Source organism: Burkholderia seminalis DSM 23518, assembly GCF_902832885.1.
GTDB lineage: Bacteria > Pseudomonadota > Gammaproteobacteria > Burkholderiales > Burkholderiaceae > Burkholderia > Burkholderia seminalis.
This window is the reverse complement of sequence record NZ_CADFDK010000002.1, coordinates 1-17186: the sequence shown is the minus strand read 5'-3', so window position 1 is coordinate 17186 and position 17186 is coordinate 1. Positions and strand designations below refer to the sequence as shown.

The 17186-nt window shown below is 58.2% G+C and carries 17 protein-coding genes; 4 read left to right on the top strand and 13 right to left on the bottom strand.

The window, feature by feature from the left end; all coding sequences use genetic code 11:
- Positions 1 to 130: 130 nt before the first annotated feature.
- The gene (locus tag HWX00_RS06495) at positions 131 to 709 is read left to right on the top strand and encodes a TetR/AcrR family transcriptional regulator (protein WP_034189735.1); all 579 of its coding nucleotides are present in this window, start codon (positions 131 to 133) and stop codon (positions 707 to 709) included.
- A gap of 138 nt (positions 710 to 847) precedes the next feature.
- Here HWX00_RS06495 and HWX00_RS06490 read toward each other — a convergent pair whose 3' ends face one another.
- The 5 genes from HWX00_RS06490 to HWX00_RS06470 all read right to left on the bottom strand — a co-directional run bounded on the left by HWX00_RS06490 (position 848) and on the right by HWX00_RS06470 (position 6447).
- Positions 848 to 1504: a hypothetical protein gene (locus tag HWX00_RS06490; protein WP_034189736.1), complete on the bottom strand. Its 657-nt coding sequence runs from the start codon at positions 1502 to 1504 to the stop codon at positions 848 to 850.
- A gap of 141 nt (positions 1505 to 1645) precedes the next feature.
- Positions 1646 to 1912 (bottom strand): hypothetical protein, encoded by a 267-nt coding sequence (locus HWX00_RS06485; protein WP_175027218.1) that lies wholly within the window; start codon positions 1910 to 1912, stop codon positions 1646 to 1648.
- A gap of 85 nt (positions 1913 to 1997) precedes the next feature.
- Entirely contained in the window at positions 1998 to 2555 is a 558-nt protein-coding gene (locus HWX00_RS06480) for a carboxymuconolactone decarboxylase family protein (protein WP_175027217.1), read from the bottom strand.
- Between the two features lie 157 nt (positions 2556 to 2712).
- Positions 2713 to 3624 (bottom strand): LysR family transcriptional regulator, encoded by a 912-nt coding sequence (locus HWX00_RS06475; RefSeq protein WP_175027216.1) that lies wholly within the window; start codon positions 3622 to 3624, stop codon positions 2713 to 2715.
- A gap of 2220 nt (positions 3625 to 5844) precedes the next feature.
- Entirely contained in the window at positions 5845 to 6447 is a 603-nt protein-coding gene (locus HWX00_RS06470) for a hypothetical protein (protein ID WP_124469844.1), read from the bottom strand.
- A 591-nt stretch (positions 6448 to 7038) separates the two neighbouring features.
- On the opposite strand from HWX00_RS06470, the gene HWX00_RS06465 reads away from it, so the two are divergent.
- Positions 7039 to 7908 (top strand): LysR family transcriptional regulator, encoded by an 870-nt coding sequence (locus HWX00_RS06465; protein ID WP_119338660.1) that lies wholly within the window; start codon positions 7039 to 7041, stop codon positions 7906 to 7908.
- Between the two features lie 293 nt (positions 7909 to 8201).
- Here HWX00_RS06465 and HWX00_RS06460 read toward each other — a convergent pair whose 3' ends face one another.
- From HWX00_RS06460 to HWX00_RS06440, 5 genes are read right to left on the bottom strand one after another with little or no spacing between them, the layout of a single operon-like run.
- A complete protein-coding gene (locus tag HWX00_RS06460) occupies positions 8202 to 9404 on the bottom strand; it encodes an L-dopachrome tautomerase-related protein (RefSeq protein WP_124530257.1) in 1203 nt (400 codons plus the stop codon).
- A gap of 30 nt (positions 9405 to 9434) precedes the next feature.
- Positions 9435 to 9725, bottom strand: a complete 291-nt coding sequence (locus HWX00_RS06455; RefSeq protein WP_175027215.1) for a putative quinol monooxygenase — start codon at positions 9723 to 9725, stop codon at positions 9435 to 9437.
- A gap of 14 nt (positions 9726 to 9739) precedes the next feature.
- The gene (locus HWX00_RS06450; RefSeq protein ID WP_059619754.1) at positions 9740 to 10534 is read right to left on the bottom strand and encodes an SDR family NAD(P)-dependent oxidoreductase; all 795 of its coding nucleotides are present in this window, start codon (positions 10532 to 10534) and stop codon (positions 9740 to 9742) included.
- Positions 10535 to 10590: 56 nt separating this feature from the next.
- Positions 10591 to 11445, bottom strand: a complete 855-nt coding sequence (locus HWX00_RS06445) for a type 1 glutamine amidotransferase domain-containing protein (RefSeq protein ID WP_226193703.1) — start codon at positions 11443 to 11445, stop codon at positions 10591 to 10593.
- Between the two features lie 8 nt (positions 11446 to 11453).
- Positions 11454 to 12167 (bottom strand): type 1 glutamine amidotransferase domain-containing protein, encoded by a 714-nt coding sequence (locus HWX00_RS06440; RefSeq protein WP_124530256.1) that lies wholly within the window; start codon positions 12165 to 12167, stop codon positions 11454 to 11456.
- A 120-nt stretch (positions 12168 to 12287) separates the two neighbouring features.
- On the opposite strand from HWX00_RS06440, the gene HWX00_RS06435 reads away from it, so the two are divergent.
- Entirely contained in the window at positions 12288 to 13202 is a 915-nt protein-coding gene (locus tag HWX00_RS06435; protein ID WP_175027214.1) for a LysR family transcriptional regulator, read from the top strand.
- Between the two features lie 187 nt (positions 13203 to 13389).
- Here the strand turns inward: HWX00_RS06435 and HWX00_RS06430 are convergent, their stop codons facing one another.
- Positions 13390 to 14244 carry a LysR substrate-binding domain-containing protein gene (locus tag HWX00_RS06430; protein ID WP_124670733.1) on the bottom strand — a complete coding sequence of 285 codons (855 nt, stop codon included), beginning with the start codon at positions 14242 to 14244 and terminating at the stop codon, positions 13390 to 13392.
- A gap of 105 nt (positions 14245 to 14349) precedes the next feature.
- Here HWX00_RS06430 and HWX00_RS06425 point away from each other — a divergent pair, with 105 nt between their 5' ends.
- Positions 14350 to 15054 (top strand): haloacid dehalogenase type II, encoded by a 705-nt coding sequence (locus HWX00_RS06425; RefSeq protein ID WP_069707191.1) that lies wholly within the window; start codon positions 14350 to 14352, stop codon positions 15052 to 15054.
- 708 nt (positions 15055 to 15762) lie between these two features.
- Here the strand turns inward: HWX00_RS06425 and HWX00_RS06420 are convergent.
- Positions 15763 to 16479, bottom strand: a complete 717-nt coding sequence (locus HWX00_RS06420; protein ID WP_175011082.1) for an ABC transporter ATP-binding protein — start codon at positions 16477 to 16479, stop codon at positions 15763 to 15765.
- A partial coding sequence (locus HWX00_RS06415; protein ID WP_175868100.1) for an ABC transporter ATP-binding protein occupies positions 16479 to 17186 on the bottom strand: 708 nt, incomplete at its 5' end. The genes HWX00_RS06415 and HWX00_RS06420, both read right to left, overlap by 1 nt.

Below are 17186 nucleotides of genomic sequence, written 5' to 3'. Positions count from 1 at the left end.
GTTTTCTGTACCGAACGATCGGTACAGTACATCTGGAAATGATGGGCGTCAAGGTTGATTTAACGAGCAAGGCAACTTACCCTTCCGCTTGTACCGAACGATCAGTACTTTTTGGGAAGCGAAAAGATCTATGGCCACCGCTCAGGCATCGAAAGACGAAATCATTGACCGGCTGTTCACGGTGTTCCGGGATCGCGGCTTCGACGGGGCGTCGATCGCCGATCTGTCGCGCGCAACCGGTCTCGGCAAGTCGAGCCTCTATCACCACTTCCCCGAGGGAAAGGAGCAGATGGCCGAGGCCGTGTTGGAGCGCGCGACAGCGGTAATCGACAGCGAAATCCTGAACGCGGCGCACTCGTCCGGCACGCTGAAAGCCCGCATTCGCAAAATCGTGGCCACGCTGGACCAGATGTACGTCGGTGGGCGCGCCCCCTGCGTGCTCGGTCAACTCGCCACGGCCAACATCGGCTCGGTTGCGAAACAGGGTTTGTTGCTGGCGTTTTCGCACTGGATCGACGCCATCGAAGCCCTGGCGCGTGAAAGTGGCATGTCGCCGGCGCGGGCGCGGCATTTCGCGGAGGACTGGGTCGCTCGCCTGCAAGGGGCACTCATCCTGCAGGCGGCAAACGGCGATCTCGGGCCGTACAAGCGGGCCATGGCCGCGTTGCTCGAACTTTCGAAGGAAGGCAGGGAACACGCTCCGGAGTAGGTCTCGTCGCCGGCTTCCGATGGCGTCTGGTGATTCCGGGGCGACATAGGGCATCGGCGGGCGAATCGCACGCATTGAACGGCCTTTTTCCATGCGCGGCATGTGACGCTCCGGCTTACCTTTCAGATATTTCCAGAATCAAACCGGACGACTCGCCCATGCCGCGTCGAGATAATCGTGTCCCGGTACATAAGGCCTCAGCAGAAAGGGATGACGCCGTGTCAGCCCGTCCGCGAAGAAGTACCAGTCGCCAATCGAGCGTTGATCCGCTTCGTACGTCTTGTCGCGGGGAACGCGTCGCTGGATCCGGGGCCACAGGTCGGCATGCAAATCGCGCCATCGCGACGGTCTGCCGTTGTCGATCGCCGGGATGAACGTCTTGATGCTGTAGCAGTCGTCTCGCACTTCGCCAACAAATACGCCTTCTTCGCACGCGAGCCCCAACTGCAACCATTTGTCCCGGTAGATCCACGGCTGCAACCAATAGATATTTGCCATGGCGGTATAGAGGCGTGTGCGGATCTCGTCCTCGCCGGTTCGGCCCGTCCGCTGAATGATCCGTTGCATTGCATGCTGGCTAACCTCGATCCGGTACATGAGACCGTCTTCCGGCCGCACAGCCGACGAACAGACGAAGAAGAAGAAATCCAGCCCGCCAGTGGCGCCACGTTGCTCGAACAATCCGCAGTACATGGTCATTTCGCCGAGGCGTATCAGCGGAAACGTGATCAGGTGCTTGTCGAGTTCCGGCTTCAGCACACGTTCCATGTAGCGGAATGCCTTCCTGCCGCTCATCCCGGGTCGCCACTGCTTTGATACCCGCTTTATCGCGCCATCAAATACCCTGGAAAACGCGAACTGAGACGTCGCATCTGAAATGACTCTTGCTCGTCCGTTCGCTATACGCGGATCAACGAAGCGCGGATGGTCCATGATTCATCGGGTCTCTGCTGCATGCAGTCGATCTGCCAGATCGGCCACAACGGGGAAGTCGATGTGGGTTTTAGCCACTTCGTCGAGGTCGTGGGTGAAGACATTCACGGCGGCGAGTGCAACGATTTCGACGCTCGGTGCGTCGTCGTAGCCCGCATGCCTCACTGCAGCGATGTCGGCATCGCCGAGATGACCAAGCTGCTTCGCTACCAGGCGCGACCATCCAGCGGATTGCATCAATAGAAGCGTTCCGACCAACCACGCGCGCATAGGGAATTGCGCGTGGCCAGAACGGAGCAGCCAGCCATCGAGGCCAGGCAGCCGGACGCTTCATAGGGCGCCCGGCCCCCGGATTTCAGGCGGCCTGACGGGCCCGCGTCCGAAGCGGCGGGAACGTCGCGTCAATGTCGGTCTTGAACGTGTTGTTGAAGAGGTTGGTGATGAAGCTGAACGCGGTCTCGGCGACGATGTCGACGATCTGCTCGTCGGTGTAACCCGCGGCACGTACGGCTTCGACATCCGCGTCTTCGATGTGACCGCGCGACATGGCGATCTTGTAGGCGAACTGCAGCGCGGCGTCGGCCTTCGGATCGGTCGAATGGCCGTCGCGATTGAGCTCCATGTCTTCCGGCGTCAGCCCCTGCAGCTTGGCGCCGAGGTAGGTGTGGGCCGACAGGCAGTAGCTGCAGCCGTTCACTTCGGCGGTCATCACGTGGATGCGCTCCCGGGTCTTGTGACCGAGGCTCTTGCCGAGCGCGCCGTGCATGTCGGCGATCGCCTTCAGTGCGTCGGGAGATTGCGAGATCAGGGCGAAGAAGTTCGGGATCACACCGAGAACTTTCTCGTAGTTCGCGAGGATCGGTTGCGCTTTGGCGGGAGCGGCTTCTTTCGAGGGGATTACAAGGCGGGCCATGAGATTTCTCCGTTAATCCGAGCCACCGTGGCTTCGGTAGGAGAGATAGTAGTGACTTCCATCCAAAACAATAATTGGCTATTTTCGAGAACCGACATTCCATCCAGTGAAAGTATTGAGGAATTGGAAAGAGCGCACTCCTTGGAGCGAACGCTCGTCAGGCCTTACCCAGCTCCGACATCGCCGAGCGCAACCGGTCGGTTGCGAAGTCGAGGAAGACTCTCATCTTGAGCGGCAACAGCCCGCGCTCTCCATGGACGAGACTGACAGGAATCGACTCGACATCGAACTTCGGAAGGACGTGGACAAGCTCCCCGGTGCGGAGCGCGGCATCGCAGTGGTAGCGGTACACCCTCGTCAAACCGGTGTGACGGAGCGCCGCCTGTACCGCTGCCTCAGCCGTGGTCACGGACAGGCGCGGAGTGATGTTGACGTTGAAATCACGTTGGGTCGACGGATCCCGAAACCACCATGTTGCGGTGGAAGGGCCGGCGAAGACAACGCACGGAAGCTTTTCCAGGTCGCTCGGGTGTTTTGGTTTGCCGTGCGCAGCCAGCAGGGCCGGCGAAGCGCACACGAGTGTATCCATGGCGCCGACACGCGTTGCAATCATGTTGCTGTCCGGCAGGGTGCCGATGCGCACTGCCATGTCAACGTGGTCATCGTAGAGATGAAGGTTCCGATCCGAGAGAACCAACCGGACGTTGATCTCGGGATAGGCAGCCAGGAAGTCCGTGACGATGGGCAAGATGTACACATGGCCGAACAGCACCGGCGCGGTGAGCACCAGCTCTCCCCGTGGAGTGGCGTACTCGCCAGCCGCGGCGCGTTCGGTTTCCTCGATGTCTTCCATGATGCGTCTGGCAGACGCGACGTATGCTTGGCCGGCATCGGTCAAGGTCAGCTTGCGCGTTGAACGATGCAGCAATTTCGTGCCGAGATACGCTTCGAGTTCCGTGACCTTCCGGCTCACGGTCGGCAGCGGCATATTCAAGGCTTTCGCGGCCGCAGTGAGGCTACCTTTTTCGATCGTGAGCAGCACGATCGACATTGCTTCCAGTTTGTCCACTTAATCTTCCACCCAATGAAAGATGATCTATGGATATGAAACTATCATTTTTCTGGGTGAAATATCGGAGAAGGCTCTGTCCACGCTGGCCGGGGCCTGACGAAGCCGCGTAGTCGGAGTAGATGCTGGCCATAAAAACGACATCGGGGGATGCACCGGAATCTCCTGGTTTTACAAACACGCTGTGGGCTCTCAGAAAAGATGTCTTTGCCCCTCTTGAAAAATCAAGGACTTGGACATCTTTTCTGAGACGAGTGCACGCTGCTCGTCTCAGAAAAAGTGTCCTTGGGCACGAAAATTCTCAGAAAAGCTGTCTTTGGACGGTTGTCCGGCTGCCTCGGTACATCTCGTGCAGAAAGCGGCGAGCGCGCCGGTGTGACTCCTATCGGCGGTGGCCACACTCGGTCCTTGAATAGGATCTTGGCTGAATCCGATGAGAATTCGACGGAACTCGGCGTGCATCTCGATCGTTCGTGGCTATACGATGGACGCGATATTTCCTCGTCCCATGCAGTTCGCACGGCTCGTTAGTCCGGGCAAGTCTCACGGCTCATTGTCGTGGCCCTATTTATTTCACTTCCCGTCCCGGGTGATCACCGATGCCTTACGGGGCCCGTGATCACCGTGGCGTGGGAACGCAAACAGGAGCGACGGCACAACGCGAGCAGGTCCGGGAGATCGAGCGCGGCATCCGGAGACTGCAAACGACAACGAGGCCGCAAGTCCCCGTCGCTTGCTTTGAGGATGTGCCCCATTACAACCGGTAGCCGACGGTGGCAAGCAGCGCGCCCAACGAGAATCACCCTACCCAGCCCAGGCGCTTGTTCAACGCCTGGATGGCTGCGCCGACCTCTTGGAGTCCAAGACCGGTGTTCGAATCCGCCTATGTTTCGAGCACGCGATGCACGTCTGCCCGAGTGGCCAGCAAGTCCAGATCATCGAGGTCAGTGGGTACCACGTTGCTGAACCACGATAGATGTTCGAGATCCATCCGTCCGCCCCCTTGTGAAGAGGTTGTGGGCAGCAGATCGGTGTGCTGATCGGTGTTGATCACCGCCTAGGAGGCTGCACGCAACTCGGCTCGATGCTCTTGCCCCCGCCACAACTAGGTATGCGTACCATCTCGTCGAGCCCCATGGCGCCATCGCGCTCGGTGGCTGCGGCGATCTGGTCCGTACTCATCGAACGCGACGCATATACCACTGCGCGCAGCGCAGGATCGTCGCGTGTCAGGAACTCGTCCGTCCGATTGGCATCCTTCGGCAAGGCGAGGCACACGAGCCCCGTGCGGACGTTTTGGAACGGTGAGAGTGATCCGTGTTTGACGCCCTTGTCATCGGCGGGCATTCACGCGCGTACTCGTCGATCACCGCTAGTCACTTCAACTTCTGGTTCGCCGTTCTGCGCGAACAATCTGGCCCCGCATGGCCGATCGCCCCTCGACGAAAAAGGGGCGGAGCCTGCCAGGGCCTTCGTCCAAGTCAATACGGTATCGGTGGCAACGAGCAACCCTTCGGCGGGCCGTCCCCGACTCGGGGCGCGACGGTATCTCTTGTCGCACACATGAAAGCACGGTGATACGTCACCATATGGCCCTTCCATGTTGAGAATGTATAGTCGTTATCCCATCGCATTTCGTAACGATAAGGTCCACAACCCCACTGGGTACACGTCGGATTCTGCCTTTTTCCCGTCGCCCTCCAAACACCTCTATAATCCGCCGCCGGAATGTACTTATCGAGCGCGATTATCATCGCATACGCCGTAGATCCGGATGGCACATAGATTGTTTGCCCAATGGTGAAACTCTGCTCTTGCGTCACGGCCTGACTATAGGAGGCACTTAGGCCGCCGCCTTGGCTTTTGAAGGTCGGGGATAAATCGATACCGATCGTCCACTGCCTTGTGATCGACGTGCTACGGCCTTCTGTCTTGTTCGCTGTGCATCCACTATTCGACGGCGTACTGCAACTGAGCGTAAATTCGGGATAATATTTTTGGACCCTCCACACCCAATACGTTCCTTGGGCACCTTGATTGGAATAGTACGAAATATACGAATTATTTCGATCAGCGGAAATCGTTGGGTCCGTCACCCACTTCGTTGTTCCGGTAGCGAGAGCGTGACTATTTTGGGAAAGCAAGCCCAGGCAAGCCGCGAGCAATGTTGCCAGAACGGCATATCGAGAGGATTCAATTTTCATTCGATTCACCCCGCAATCATTGCGTTTTTTGTTTAATCAACGAATCGCTTCCACGTCGCCCGAGTTTGGGCAAGAGCGTGGCCAACTCATCTCGCTCTGCGGCATCAAATGCGAGTACGCCTACCCCCTCATCCGGCGCCCCCTTATACAGCAACGCAACCGCTGCTTTGCGCCCGACATGGGCCAGTTCGATACTGAGATCGAGAACGCGCTGTTGACTATCGGCACTCCCCGATGAATCGATGATTATCAGATAGCCTTCGTTCAGCGCACTGGATACTTTCTCTTTATAGCGACCGAAATCTTCATCTGCGTTCACAATCACCCCGTCAAATTGATTCTGAATTGCGGGATTCACCGAATCGCTGGACTGGATTGTTGCAGAACGGCCAAGTTCTTGCATTGCAATCCCCATGGATCCACTCGACAAGTTGACCCATGCAGATTTTCTTACGGAATAGTCCTTATCGATCGCGACGGAATTTTTCCCGGCGGTCGAAAGGGAGTTCGATTCGAACTGCTGCCCGGATGCAGACTGCTGCGTCAGCACACTGGCAGGAGAACCTACAGCTCCGTCATCCCCTCCACACGCACTGACCGCAAGCGACGAAATTCCCATGAACAACGCAATGCGCCACCTCATCCGACACCCCCAAATTCATTGAAAGTTTCTAAGTTTCAAATAACCACCCACAACAAAACAACCAATACATCAGCACACCGCATCATTACAGTGAATCGATATTTGCAAAAAGCCGCATCGAATACCGCGCAGCGGGTCCGATTCGGATAATTACCTCGGAAGCACCACCGGGCCGTGACGCCACCCCACACGACCACACCTCATTCTTGACTCCAATTTACAACCCGCAGCCTAACCCGCCTCATTTTTACGAGGAAATTAAATATCTCGATAAGTGTTATTAATTATAATAATATGCCCCTCATGCACACCAGCTCAGCCATTCCACATACAATCACGATCGACTATTTGAATATGTGAAGATCAAAACCCCCATTTTATTCATCAAATGCAAAACCGCCTTACTCCCAGCCACCACATGCGATTCGCGACAATTCCATGGATGGCGCTCCAAGCAAGACGGAAATCTTGATCCGTCGAGCAAAAATATTGTTCCGCGCCACCGAATGACAATCGTCAAGGAAATGAATTACTGTTTCTAATTCCGAGATTCAGCACATCCCGATAATGATTGACCTCGATCTATTGAACACCCTGCTGTGCGTCGTCGAAGAGCGGAACTTTACGAGAACCGCGGAGAGAATCCACAAGACGCAATCCACAGTAAGTCAACAAATATCGAGGCTCGAGAGATCACTTGGACACACGTTGCTCGTCCGTGATAGAAGTGGTAACAATGTTGTCGTCACGGAACAGGGTGAAATATTGGCGACCTACGCGCGTCGTCTTATTGAACTTGCCCAGGAAGCAAAAAATGCTCTTGCAGCCAACCGGGATTTGATTCAAATTCGAATTGGAATACCCGAAGATTTTCGGGTCGACCGGATTACGCAAGTTCTTTCCGGATTCGCCTGTATAAACCCGTCCATTCGACTTGAAATAGCAAGCGGCATGAGTATTGATCTGCATGCGAAGCTTGCTGCTGATCAGCTTCAACTCGCCTTGGTAAAACGGGAACCCGGAACGGGGGCGTGTGTGGCGTCTTGGCCAGAGTCCGTCGTCTGGGTGACAAACCGGCAGACTGTCACGCCGTACGACGTGTTGCCATTGGCAGTCTTTCCTCGAGGATGCATCTACAGGGCACGAGCGGTATATGCTCTCAAAAAAGCAGGAATACGATGGAGAGTTGGTTTCGAAAGTCCCAGCTTGACCGGAATTCAAGCCGCGGTATCTGCCGGCTTGGCCGTTGGCGTATTGCCAAGATCTGCCGTCTTGCCCTCCCATCGAATCCTGTCGTCCTCCGATAAGCTGCCCGATTTACCGGGGACCGAACTTGCCTTAATTGCAAAAGTGAATCCAGTCAGCTTTGAACAACGTCCTCTCGTAATTTTTCTTTGCAGTGAAATCGAAAAAATCCTAGACGATCAGGAAAATTAAAGGAATGATGGCGTAAGATATCAGTCTATTCGCCGATGATCAACATCCTCTCGCGGCGATGAATCAGAGCGCCGGAGAATGATCTGAAACAGCCACGGTTTCGACACAAGGCATAAACGGACTCGTATCGGATCGCCGAATTTAACCGCGCAATTTCAGGTTGCTCAGGCACATGGCTTTCAGCACCCTTCGCCGTCACACCAGGAGCCAATGCCGCAAGCGCACACGCCGTTCTATTCTCGGTTGGCCATAAAACGGCTGTCGCCCAATACAGATGCAGCCCCGACTCCCAATTACTTGCCGCCGATCGATATCCGCCATAACTCGTAGCGCTCGTGACCGTTTGGGACCAGACCTGCGACATGGTCACTCAGCGCGCTCGACGTGAAGACGAGATCGCCGGTCGGAAGCAGAGCCGGAGTGTCCGGCCAATGCACGCCATCGTCGGATGCGATCAACGACATCGATTTCGTGCCCGGTTCGTACTTCACGATGCCATTGTGCGTGACATCGGTAATGTAGAGCACACCGTGCGAATCCGTCACGATTCCGTCCGTGTTGCCACCGACAGCACCAAGATCACGAATCTCCGTGGCGATCTGCTCATCTGTTGCACCGTGCAGCCTAAGAACGGCGGTCGGAACCGAACGTGCGCGTGTTCCTGTCGTCACGGTCCAATACAGCGTCGCACCGTCCGGCGACAGCGCGATACCATTGATACCTATCAGCAGCGGCTTTTCCGGCCATACTTCAACGCCATGGGAGACGACCTTTACCCCCGCTTCGACCTGCAAATACGGATGCCCGTCCAGCACACGTCGCGCCGTGCCTGACGCAAAATCGGCGACGATCAGTCCGACCTTGTTATGCGGTGAACTGCGCGAGCCACTGTCGGAAACATACGCGATGCGCCTGTGTTCGTCGACGACGATGTCGTTGAGGAAGCTGCCGACACGATCGGCCACACCGTCGAGGGCGATGCGCTTCACGATTCGTCCGGATTTCAGATCGAACACCACGATTTTCTGGGCTCCAGCAGGTGCCTCCGATTCGCCGGCAACGAACCCCATGTCAAGTGCCCAGAGCCAGTCGTTTTTCCGATCGACGTAGAAGCCCAGCACGTTGCGCAAATGCTCGCTCGGAGCAGTTGCTGTGGAATTGCCTTCCATTGACGGAAATGGCGTCAGTCGCGCCGGGCCGGTAGTTGCCCGAGTATCCAGCCTGCTCAGCGTCGCCGGTGTCGACGCGGCGACAAACCGCGGGGTACTCACATATGCGGTACCGCGTGCGTCGAAATGAAGCCCGGCAATCGGCGCATTGACCGAGCCAGCGAACGGCGCGGGATCTCCACCGTCTTTCGGAATCTCCCAACTTACTCCGGCGTAGCTTCGCCAGCGTTCAAGCCGGGTATCGGCCACCGCAGTCGCTGCGGTCGCGCAACTGATGAAGGCAATTGCGAAAGCAAATGGCGTAACTCGACTCAAGCGCTCGAACATGATGAAGGATGGTGAATTCGTTAGATGCGGTTATGCGACTTGATGCAGATGCAGCAATTTGAAGGTTTCGATCCATTGACCGGCGGTCGCGCGGAATGCGTCCATCAGCGGGCTGCGCATGTGGTACTCCCACGACGCGCGGTCCGCCCATTGCTCAAAAAAGACGACCATCCCCGGCTGATCCAGCGATTCATGCAGTTCGTAACTGAGACAGCCGGGCTGGTGGCGCGCCATCTCGACGAGTTCCTGTTGGGCTTGAACCAGCACCGCTTCGCAACCGTGCTTCGCCTCTACGAGTGTGACAATGACGTGGGCAGACATATCGAGGCACCTGTTCACAGAATCGACCGAAAAGTGCCGCCTTCGACGCGCACCGCAGCACCGTTGGATGCGGCACCCAAAGGACTGACCAGCAACGCCACTATGGCGGCAATCTCGTCGGCCTCGATCATGCGGGCGATCAGTGAGCTCGGACGATACGTGTCGAAGAAGTGGGATTCGATTTCCGCATCGGTCATATCGGGTCGTGGCGCGGTCTGCCGCAAATACGCGACGATGCCTTTGGAGCGCGTAGCGGACGGCAGTACGCTGTTGACGGTCACACCCGTACCCTTTGTCAGTTCGGCCATTCCGCGCGAGACCGCGAGCTGGGCCGATTTGCTGACACCGTAGTGCACCATGTCCGGCGGCGTGAACGCCCCGACTTCGCTGGACATGAAGATGACACGCCCCCAGTTCTTCGCAAGCATGCGAGGAAAGTAATGACGTGACAGCCGTACGCCCGACATGACGTTGACATCGATCATTCGCAGCCATTCGTCATCAGTGATCTCGGCGAAGGCCCTGGCTTCGTAGTAGCCAAGGTTATTCACGAGAATATCCGTATCCGGCTGCGCTTCGATCAGTTCCGCGACACCTCGCTTGCCGCTCACATCGGCGACGATTCCGCGCACGCTGCCGCGATGCGCGGTAGCGGATATCTCGGCGACGGCGGTGTCGAGTTTGTCACGCTGACGCCCGGTGATCGTGACCGACACACCTTCGCCGGCCAACGTTCGTGCAATGGCCATACCGATGCCAGCGGTGGCGCCGGTGACGATGGCAGTTTTACCTTCAAGTTGCAGATCCACCGTTTGCTTCTCCCTTGCTCGTCGAAGGACCGGCTACGCCGGTCCATTGCGTGGCATTACTTCAGCCGCTTCAGCATCTCGCCCGCGACGTCGAGTGCGGAGGCCGGATTCTGACCGGTGATCAATTCGCGGTCGGTCACCATGTGCGCGGTAAATGGCACCTCGTTGCTGCTATAGATGCCGCCGGCCTGCTGCAGCGCGGTCTGCGGATAGAACTTCATCACTCCGCCGCCAAGCAGTCCTTTTGCCTGCTCCTCTTCCGCGTTGCTGATCACCGTCATGCGGTAACCGGAATAGATCCATTTCGGGTAGCTGCCGCTCGCGTTCCCCGAGGCGAGCTTTCGTGCAAAGCCCTGTGCATCGGGCAGGGTCGACAGCAACGCAATCGGACCATGACAAACGAGCGCCGTGGTCTTGCCGCGCGCGTGAAAATCGGCCAGCAGTCGGCCCACCGCGGGGCTGGTCAGAAGATCCTGCATCGGCGCGTGGCCGCCGGGAACATAGACGGCATCGAAGTGCCCGTAACCGATCTGCTCCACCCGCGACAGACTGATCACGGGAGAGTGCGAGCGCGACGTGATTTGCAGCTTGTCGAGCAAAGCCTGGTAACCGCGCATCGCCTTTTCGTCGCCGTTGAAGTACATCTTGTCGGCAGACGTCGCATCCATCGTGGGCGCGTTGCCCTCGGGCGTGGCGAAGGTCACCTGGTGGCCGGCATCAAGCAAGGCCTTCACGGGCTGCATCAGTTCGTTCAGGTAGAAGCCCGTCGCGAAGACCTTGCCGTCCTTCAGATCGAGGTGATCGGAATCCGACAACACCACGAGCACGTTGGCCGCGTGAGCGCTGTACGCTGCAATGCCGAGTATGGCGGCAACGGCGAGCTTGCGCATCGAATGCATAGCGTTCTCCATGGGGAATTTCAGGCCTGCCCTGAATGATTCAGCAACAGATAACGGATCGCCGCGCCAACGCCGGAAGCCGACTGCGGGTTCTGGCCGGTCACGAGACGTCCGTCGACGACGACCTTCGCCGTCCAATTCGGTACGGGATGGTGATGCGCGCCGCGCTGTGTCAACGTGCTCGCGAGCAGGAAAGGCACGACGCGATCGAGTTGAACCGCGCGCTCCTCTTCATCCGTGAATGCGCTGAGGTTCTTGCCGGCGACCAGGTACGTTCCGTCGCCGAGGGTCACATCCACCAGCGCGGCGGGGCCATGACATACCGCACCGACCACACCACCTGCCTCATAGACCGCGCGAGTCACCTTTTGCACGTCGGGATTGCCCGGAAAATCCCACATCGCACCGTGGCCGCCTGCAAAGAAGACAGCCGCATATTTCGACGCGTCGACATCGCCCAGTCGCTGCGTGTGGCGCAGCGCGTCGCGGAAAGCACTGTCGTTCCAATAGCGCGCGTTGACTTCGTCCGTCAGGTCAAGCCCGTCGACGGGCGGCTCGCCGCCCAGAATCGACGCGAATTCGACCGGGATGCCGGCCGCGTCGAGTTCGGCAAGCGGATGCGTCACTTCGCCGAGATAAAACCCGGTCGGCTCGCCGGTCGAGCCTTTCGTCGCGTGGCTCGTGAGTACGAACAGCACGGACAAGTCCTGCCGGTCGCGATGTTCACTATTCATGGTTCGCTCCTCGATTTCAGTGGGTGACCCGACGACGGATCACAATGCGCCCACTTTATTTGGCTCAATGGAGGAGATAAACTGAGTCAGAAGTAAATCTTCTGTTCTCTGGAGGACAAGATGGGGCGAAGATTCGACCATCTCGGTGATGTGGAAGCGTTTGTCACGGTAATTGAAAAAGGCTCGATGACCGCCGGCGCGGTGGCCTTGGGCAGCACACCTTCGGTTCTGAGCCGAGCTATCACGCGCCTGGAGACTCGGCTGGGTGTGCAGTTGCTGCGTCGTTCGACCCGACGGTTGAGCCTGACGGAGCAAGGCAGGCTCTATCTGGAACAATCGCGCGCAGCGTTCTTGTTGATCGACGATGCCGAGCGCGCCATTCAGGGGCAGGACGGCGCGCTGACAGGTCATGTCCGGCTCAGCGTACCGACGACGTACGGACACTATCGTCTGCCACCGCTGCTTCGGCAGTTCACGCAGCAACACCCGCAGGTTCGCGTGGAGTTGAATATCGCGAACCGGAACGTCGATCTGGTGGCCGAAGGTTTCGATCTGGCGATCCGGCTAGGCGCATTGCCCGACAGTGGACTGGTCGCGCGCAAGCTTGAAGATGCAGTGTTATGCCTGGTAGCGTCGCCCGATTACATCGCCAATGCTGGCATTCCGGAAAACGTGGCCGATCTGGAGCACCACCTTTGCTTGCCTTTCATGCTGCCCAGCAGCGGCCGTATCGCACCGTGGGTGTTCCAGGACGGCGGTCAGGACATCGACTGGCTGCCGCCTTCGAACATCGCGGTCTCCGACGATGTGCTGGGTGTCGTTTCAATGGCGCAGAGCGGCGCCGGCATCTGCCAGACCTATGATTTTATTGTTCGGGACCGGATTCAGGCCGGAACTCTCGTCGAACTGCTGCCCCACCTCCGTGGCCGCACACGGCCGTTTTCTGTGATTTATGCGCCTCATCGTCGCTTGTCTGCGGCATCACGGGCCCTGATCGACATGCTTGTCGCGTCTACCCCCGATTCATCCAAATGAAAGCAGAATGATGGTTGATGGACTCTCAGCGCTCAGCACGGGTTCGGGAAATTCGAACGGCTCACTGATTGCCACGATTGAACGACACTAATGAATGCAAGTGGCGTAGCGGCTTCATGCAACGATTCGAAGCACGTTGAAATCGGCCTGAAGCCGGCATGTCTTAAGGCATTTCGTATTCGGGCGGTTACGCGCGTTTGATTTGCTTGATCAAAAAATCGACCATATCTCGCTGTGCGTTGTCAAGAATATCGCCGGTGCCGACTAGCGCAAGCTCTGACGGTGGCAATGGAGGCAAATCGGTGCAGACTCGATGCTCCGGCAAGATCGCAGACTTCGGTAGCACCGAGATAGCCAGACCTGCGGCGACCGCTGCCTGAATCGCAGTAAGGCTTTGGCTGCCAAACGCTATGCGCCAGGCACGCTGCGCCTTGTCGAGACTGCGGATCGCCCGCTGACGGTAAATACATCCGTGGGGAAAAAGCGCAAGCGCGATCGGCTCATCCGAATCCGGCTTCGGGGAATCAGCATCCCGCCCCCGCACCCAAGCAAGCGACTCTGGCCAAGCCGCGAAACAGTCGCCTCTGCCGGGTTCCCGCTTGACGAGTGCGAGGTCTATTTCCCTCGCGGCAAGCTTGCCTTGCAAATCCGCGCTCATACCCGCCGACGTTTCAAGCCTCACATCCGGTCGGACCTTCAGAAAACCCGAGAGTATTGCCGACATGCGCCGCGCATCGAAGTCCTCCGGGACCCCGATTCGAACCGGCGAAAGCTTGACGTCGCGCTGGAGCACCTCGCGGGCTTCCTGCGACAACGCCAGCAGCCTCCGCGCGTACTGCGCGAGCAAGACACCGTGTTCGGTGGCAACGACATGATTCCCCGAACGGTCCCTGAGCAGCAGCGGGCGACCTACCGACTCTTCCAGCTTTCGCACCTGCTGGCTAACAGTCGACTGCGTGCGATGAACACGTTCGCCTGCACGAGTGAAGCTGCCTTCATCAACGACGCAAATCAGCGTCTTCAGTAGCTCGAGATCAAACATGGTCGGTCATTTGAAATTTAAATATCCATGATTTTATTATCTAATTTCTAAATATGAGACCTTCTGCCTATGATGCGAATGTCTTCTAGCCAAACAGGAACAATGATGTCACTGAAAGATACGAGTCGGCCACAATGGCTGACATTCGACTGCTACGGCACGCTCATTCAATGGGACGAAGGTTTGCTGGCAGCGGTACGCGAGATTCTTGGAAAACGGCAGGCAACGGAGGTCGACGCATCCAGATTCATCGAGGTTTACGACCGGTATGAACATGAGCTCGAGCAGCAATCGCCCCACCGCACCTTCCGTCAGGTTTCCGGCCAGGGCCTTCGACTTGCGCTGGAGGAATTCGGGCTTGCCGGGAGCGAAAGCGACGCCGCAGTGCTGACTTCGAGGATTGCGGCGATGCCACCGTTTCCCGAGGTCGTCGGCACGCTAGGGAAGTTGAAAGCAATGGGATACCGTCTGTGTATTGTCTCGAATACGGACGACGACATTATTGCAGGCAACGTAGCACAACTTGGCGGCTATATCGACAGGGTCATTACTGCACAACAGGCCGGGGCCTACAAACCAGCACGTCGGCTGTTCGATTACGCGCACGAACAGCTTGATGTATCGAAGGACGACGTTGTTCACATTTGCGCCAGCCCGCATCTGGACCATGCAGCGGCGCGAGACATCGGATTTCGTTGCGTGTGGATTGATCGAGGCACGGGTCGAAAATTGCTGCCGGACTACACTCCAGACGCGACGTTACAGACGCTGCACGAAGTACCGGAACTCTTTGCTACGCTCGACTGGTAATCCATTGTCCCGTTACCCCGATCACGGCTTGCCCAAGTGCATGCAATATTGCCGGAAGAAGCGACGCGTTCCGATCGGGGTACATCACACACGCTTCTCATCATCGACATACTGATCGCGGTCCGGCACATAAACCCTGATCCCAGAACGACACGTAACGATTTGCATCCGGTGACCCGAAACGTCGACGCTGAATCCCGACGCAAATCAGGATGACTCTCGCTCCAGGACTGCCCCGCTCCACCACCCATCTTGCTCCGCTTCCGACACCGGCAAGAACCCGTTGGTTTCCCAAGATCACTTGTCGGACCGGCCGCTGAAAAACTTGATCGGCATGGTGCCGGTCTACTTGGTAAGGCGACTGAGACTTCTCTCTTTGAGCCGTTGAAGGGCGCTCAGGTCGGATCCTCTTGCTCCCGATGCCAAAGGTCGTGGATGCTTTGCTTGCAACGCGCTCCAACTTCCAACGATGGCCTCAAGCTCAGTGCGCTCCAGCACAAACGCATTCTGCCGACTCATGCGGCTGGATCATCTGCATGATTGGTCCCGGTACTGGCCTCGACACATCCGATCGCAATCAGTCGGTTCGGTCGATGCGAATGTCCGGACTTTCAGGACACGAAGGCGTGAGAGTCAAGTCATGTGATATCACTCCCTGCATTGCTCGTTTCGACCAGCATCGTCGGCATGCCGCACTTGTTCACGAGGTTACTCACCCAGATACGCAGCCCGCACCTTCGGATCGTCGAGCATCTGCTTCGCGTCGCCTTCCATCGTGACCGTGCCGGAATCCATCACGTAGCCACGGTCCGCCGCCTGCAGCGCGAGGCGCGCGTTCTGCTCGACCAGCAGCACCGTGATGCCCTCCTTCGAGATCTCGCGCACCACTTCGAAGATCTTCTCGACCATGATCGGCGACAGGCCCATCGACGGCTCGTCGAGCAGCAGCAGCTTCGGCTTCGACAGGATCGCGCGCGACATCGCCAGCATCTGCTGCTCGCCGCCCGACAGCGTGCCCGCGAGCTGCGTCGCACGCTCCTTCAGACGCGGGAAGAAGCCGAACATCCGGTCGACGTCCTTCTTGATCTGCTCGGTGTCGTTGCGCAGGTACGCGCCCATCTGCATGTTCTCGATGATCGACATCCGCGCGAAGATCCCGCGGCCTTCCGGCACCATCGCGAGGCCGCGCTTGAGCAGCTCGTGCGGCGGAATGCCCTTGATCGACTTGCCGTCGTACTCGATGTCGCCCGCCGAGTACGGCTTCAGGCCCGTGATCGCCTTCATCGTCGTGGTCTTGCCCGCGCCGTTCGCGCCGATCAGCGTCACGAGCTCGCCCTGACGGACTTCCATGTCAACGCCCTTGACGGCCTGGATGCCGCCGTAGTTGACCTGCAAGCCCTTGATTTTCAACATTGCCGCTGCCATCAGTGCACCCCCGCGCCGAGATATGCCTCGATCACCTTCGGGTTCTTCTGCACGTCCTGCGGCAGACCCTCGGCGATCACCTTGCCGTAATCGAGCACCGTCATCCGGTTGCACAATCCCATCACGAGCTTCACATCGTGCTCGATCAGCAGGATCGTGCGGCCGTCCGAGCGGATCTTGTCGAGCAGGCGCGTGAGTTCGACCTTCTCGGTCGCGTTCATCCCGGCCGCCGGCTCGTCGAGCGCGAGCAGCTTCGGATCGGTGGCCAGCGCGCGCGCGATCTCGAGACGGCGCTGGTGGCCGTACGACAGGTTGCGCGACGTGTAGTCCGCGTACTGCAGCACGCCGACGTACTCGAGCAGCTCGATCGCGCGTTCCTTGATCTCGCGCTCTTCCTGGCGCTCGGCCGGCGTCTGGAACACCGCGCCGAGCAGCCCGTGCTTGGTGCGCACGTGGCGGCCCACCATCACGTTCTCGAGCGCCGTCATCCCGCCGAACAGGCGGATGTTCTGGAACGTGCGCGCGATGCCGGCCTTGGCCACCTGGTGCACGGCCGTCGGCGTGTAGTTCTGGCCGTCCAGCTTGAAGTCGCCGGAATCCGGCGTGTAGAGGCCTGTGATCACGTTGAAGAACGTCGTCTTGCCGGCGCCGTTCGGGCCGATCAGGCCGTAGATCTCGCCTTCCTTGATCTGCAGGCCGACGTCTGA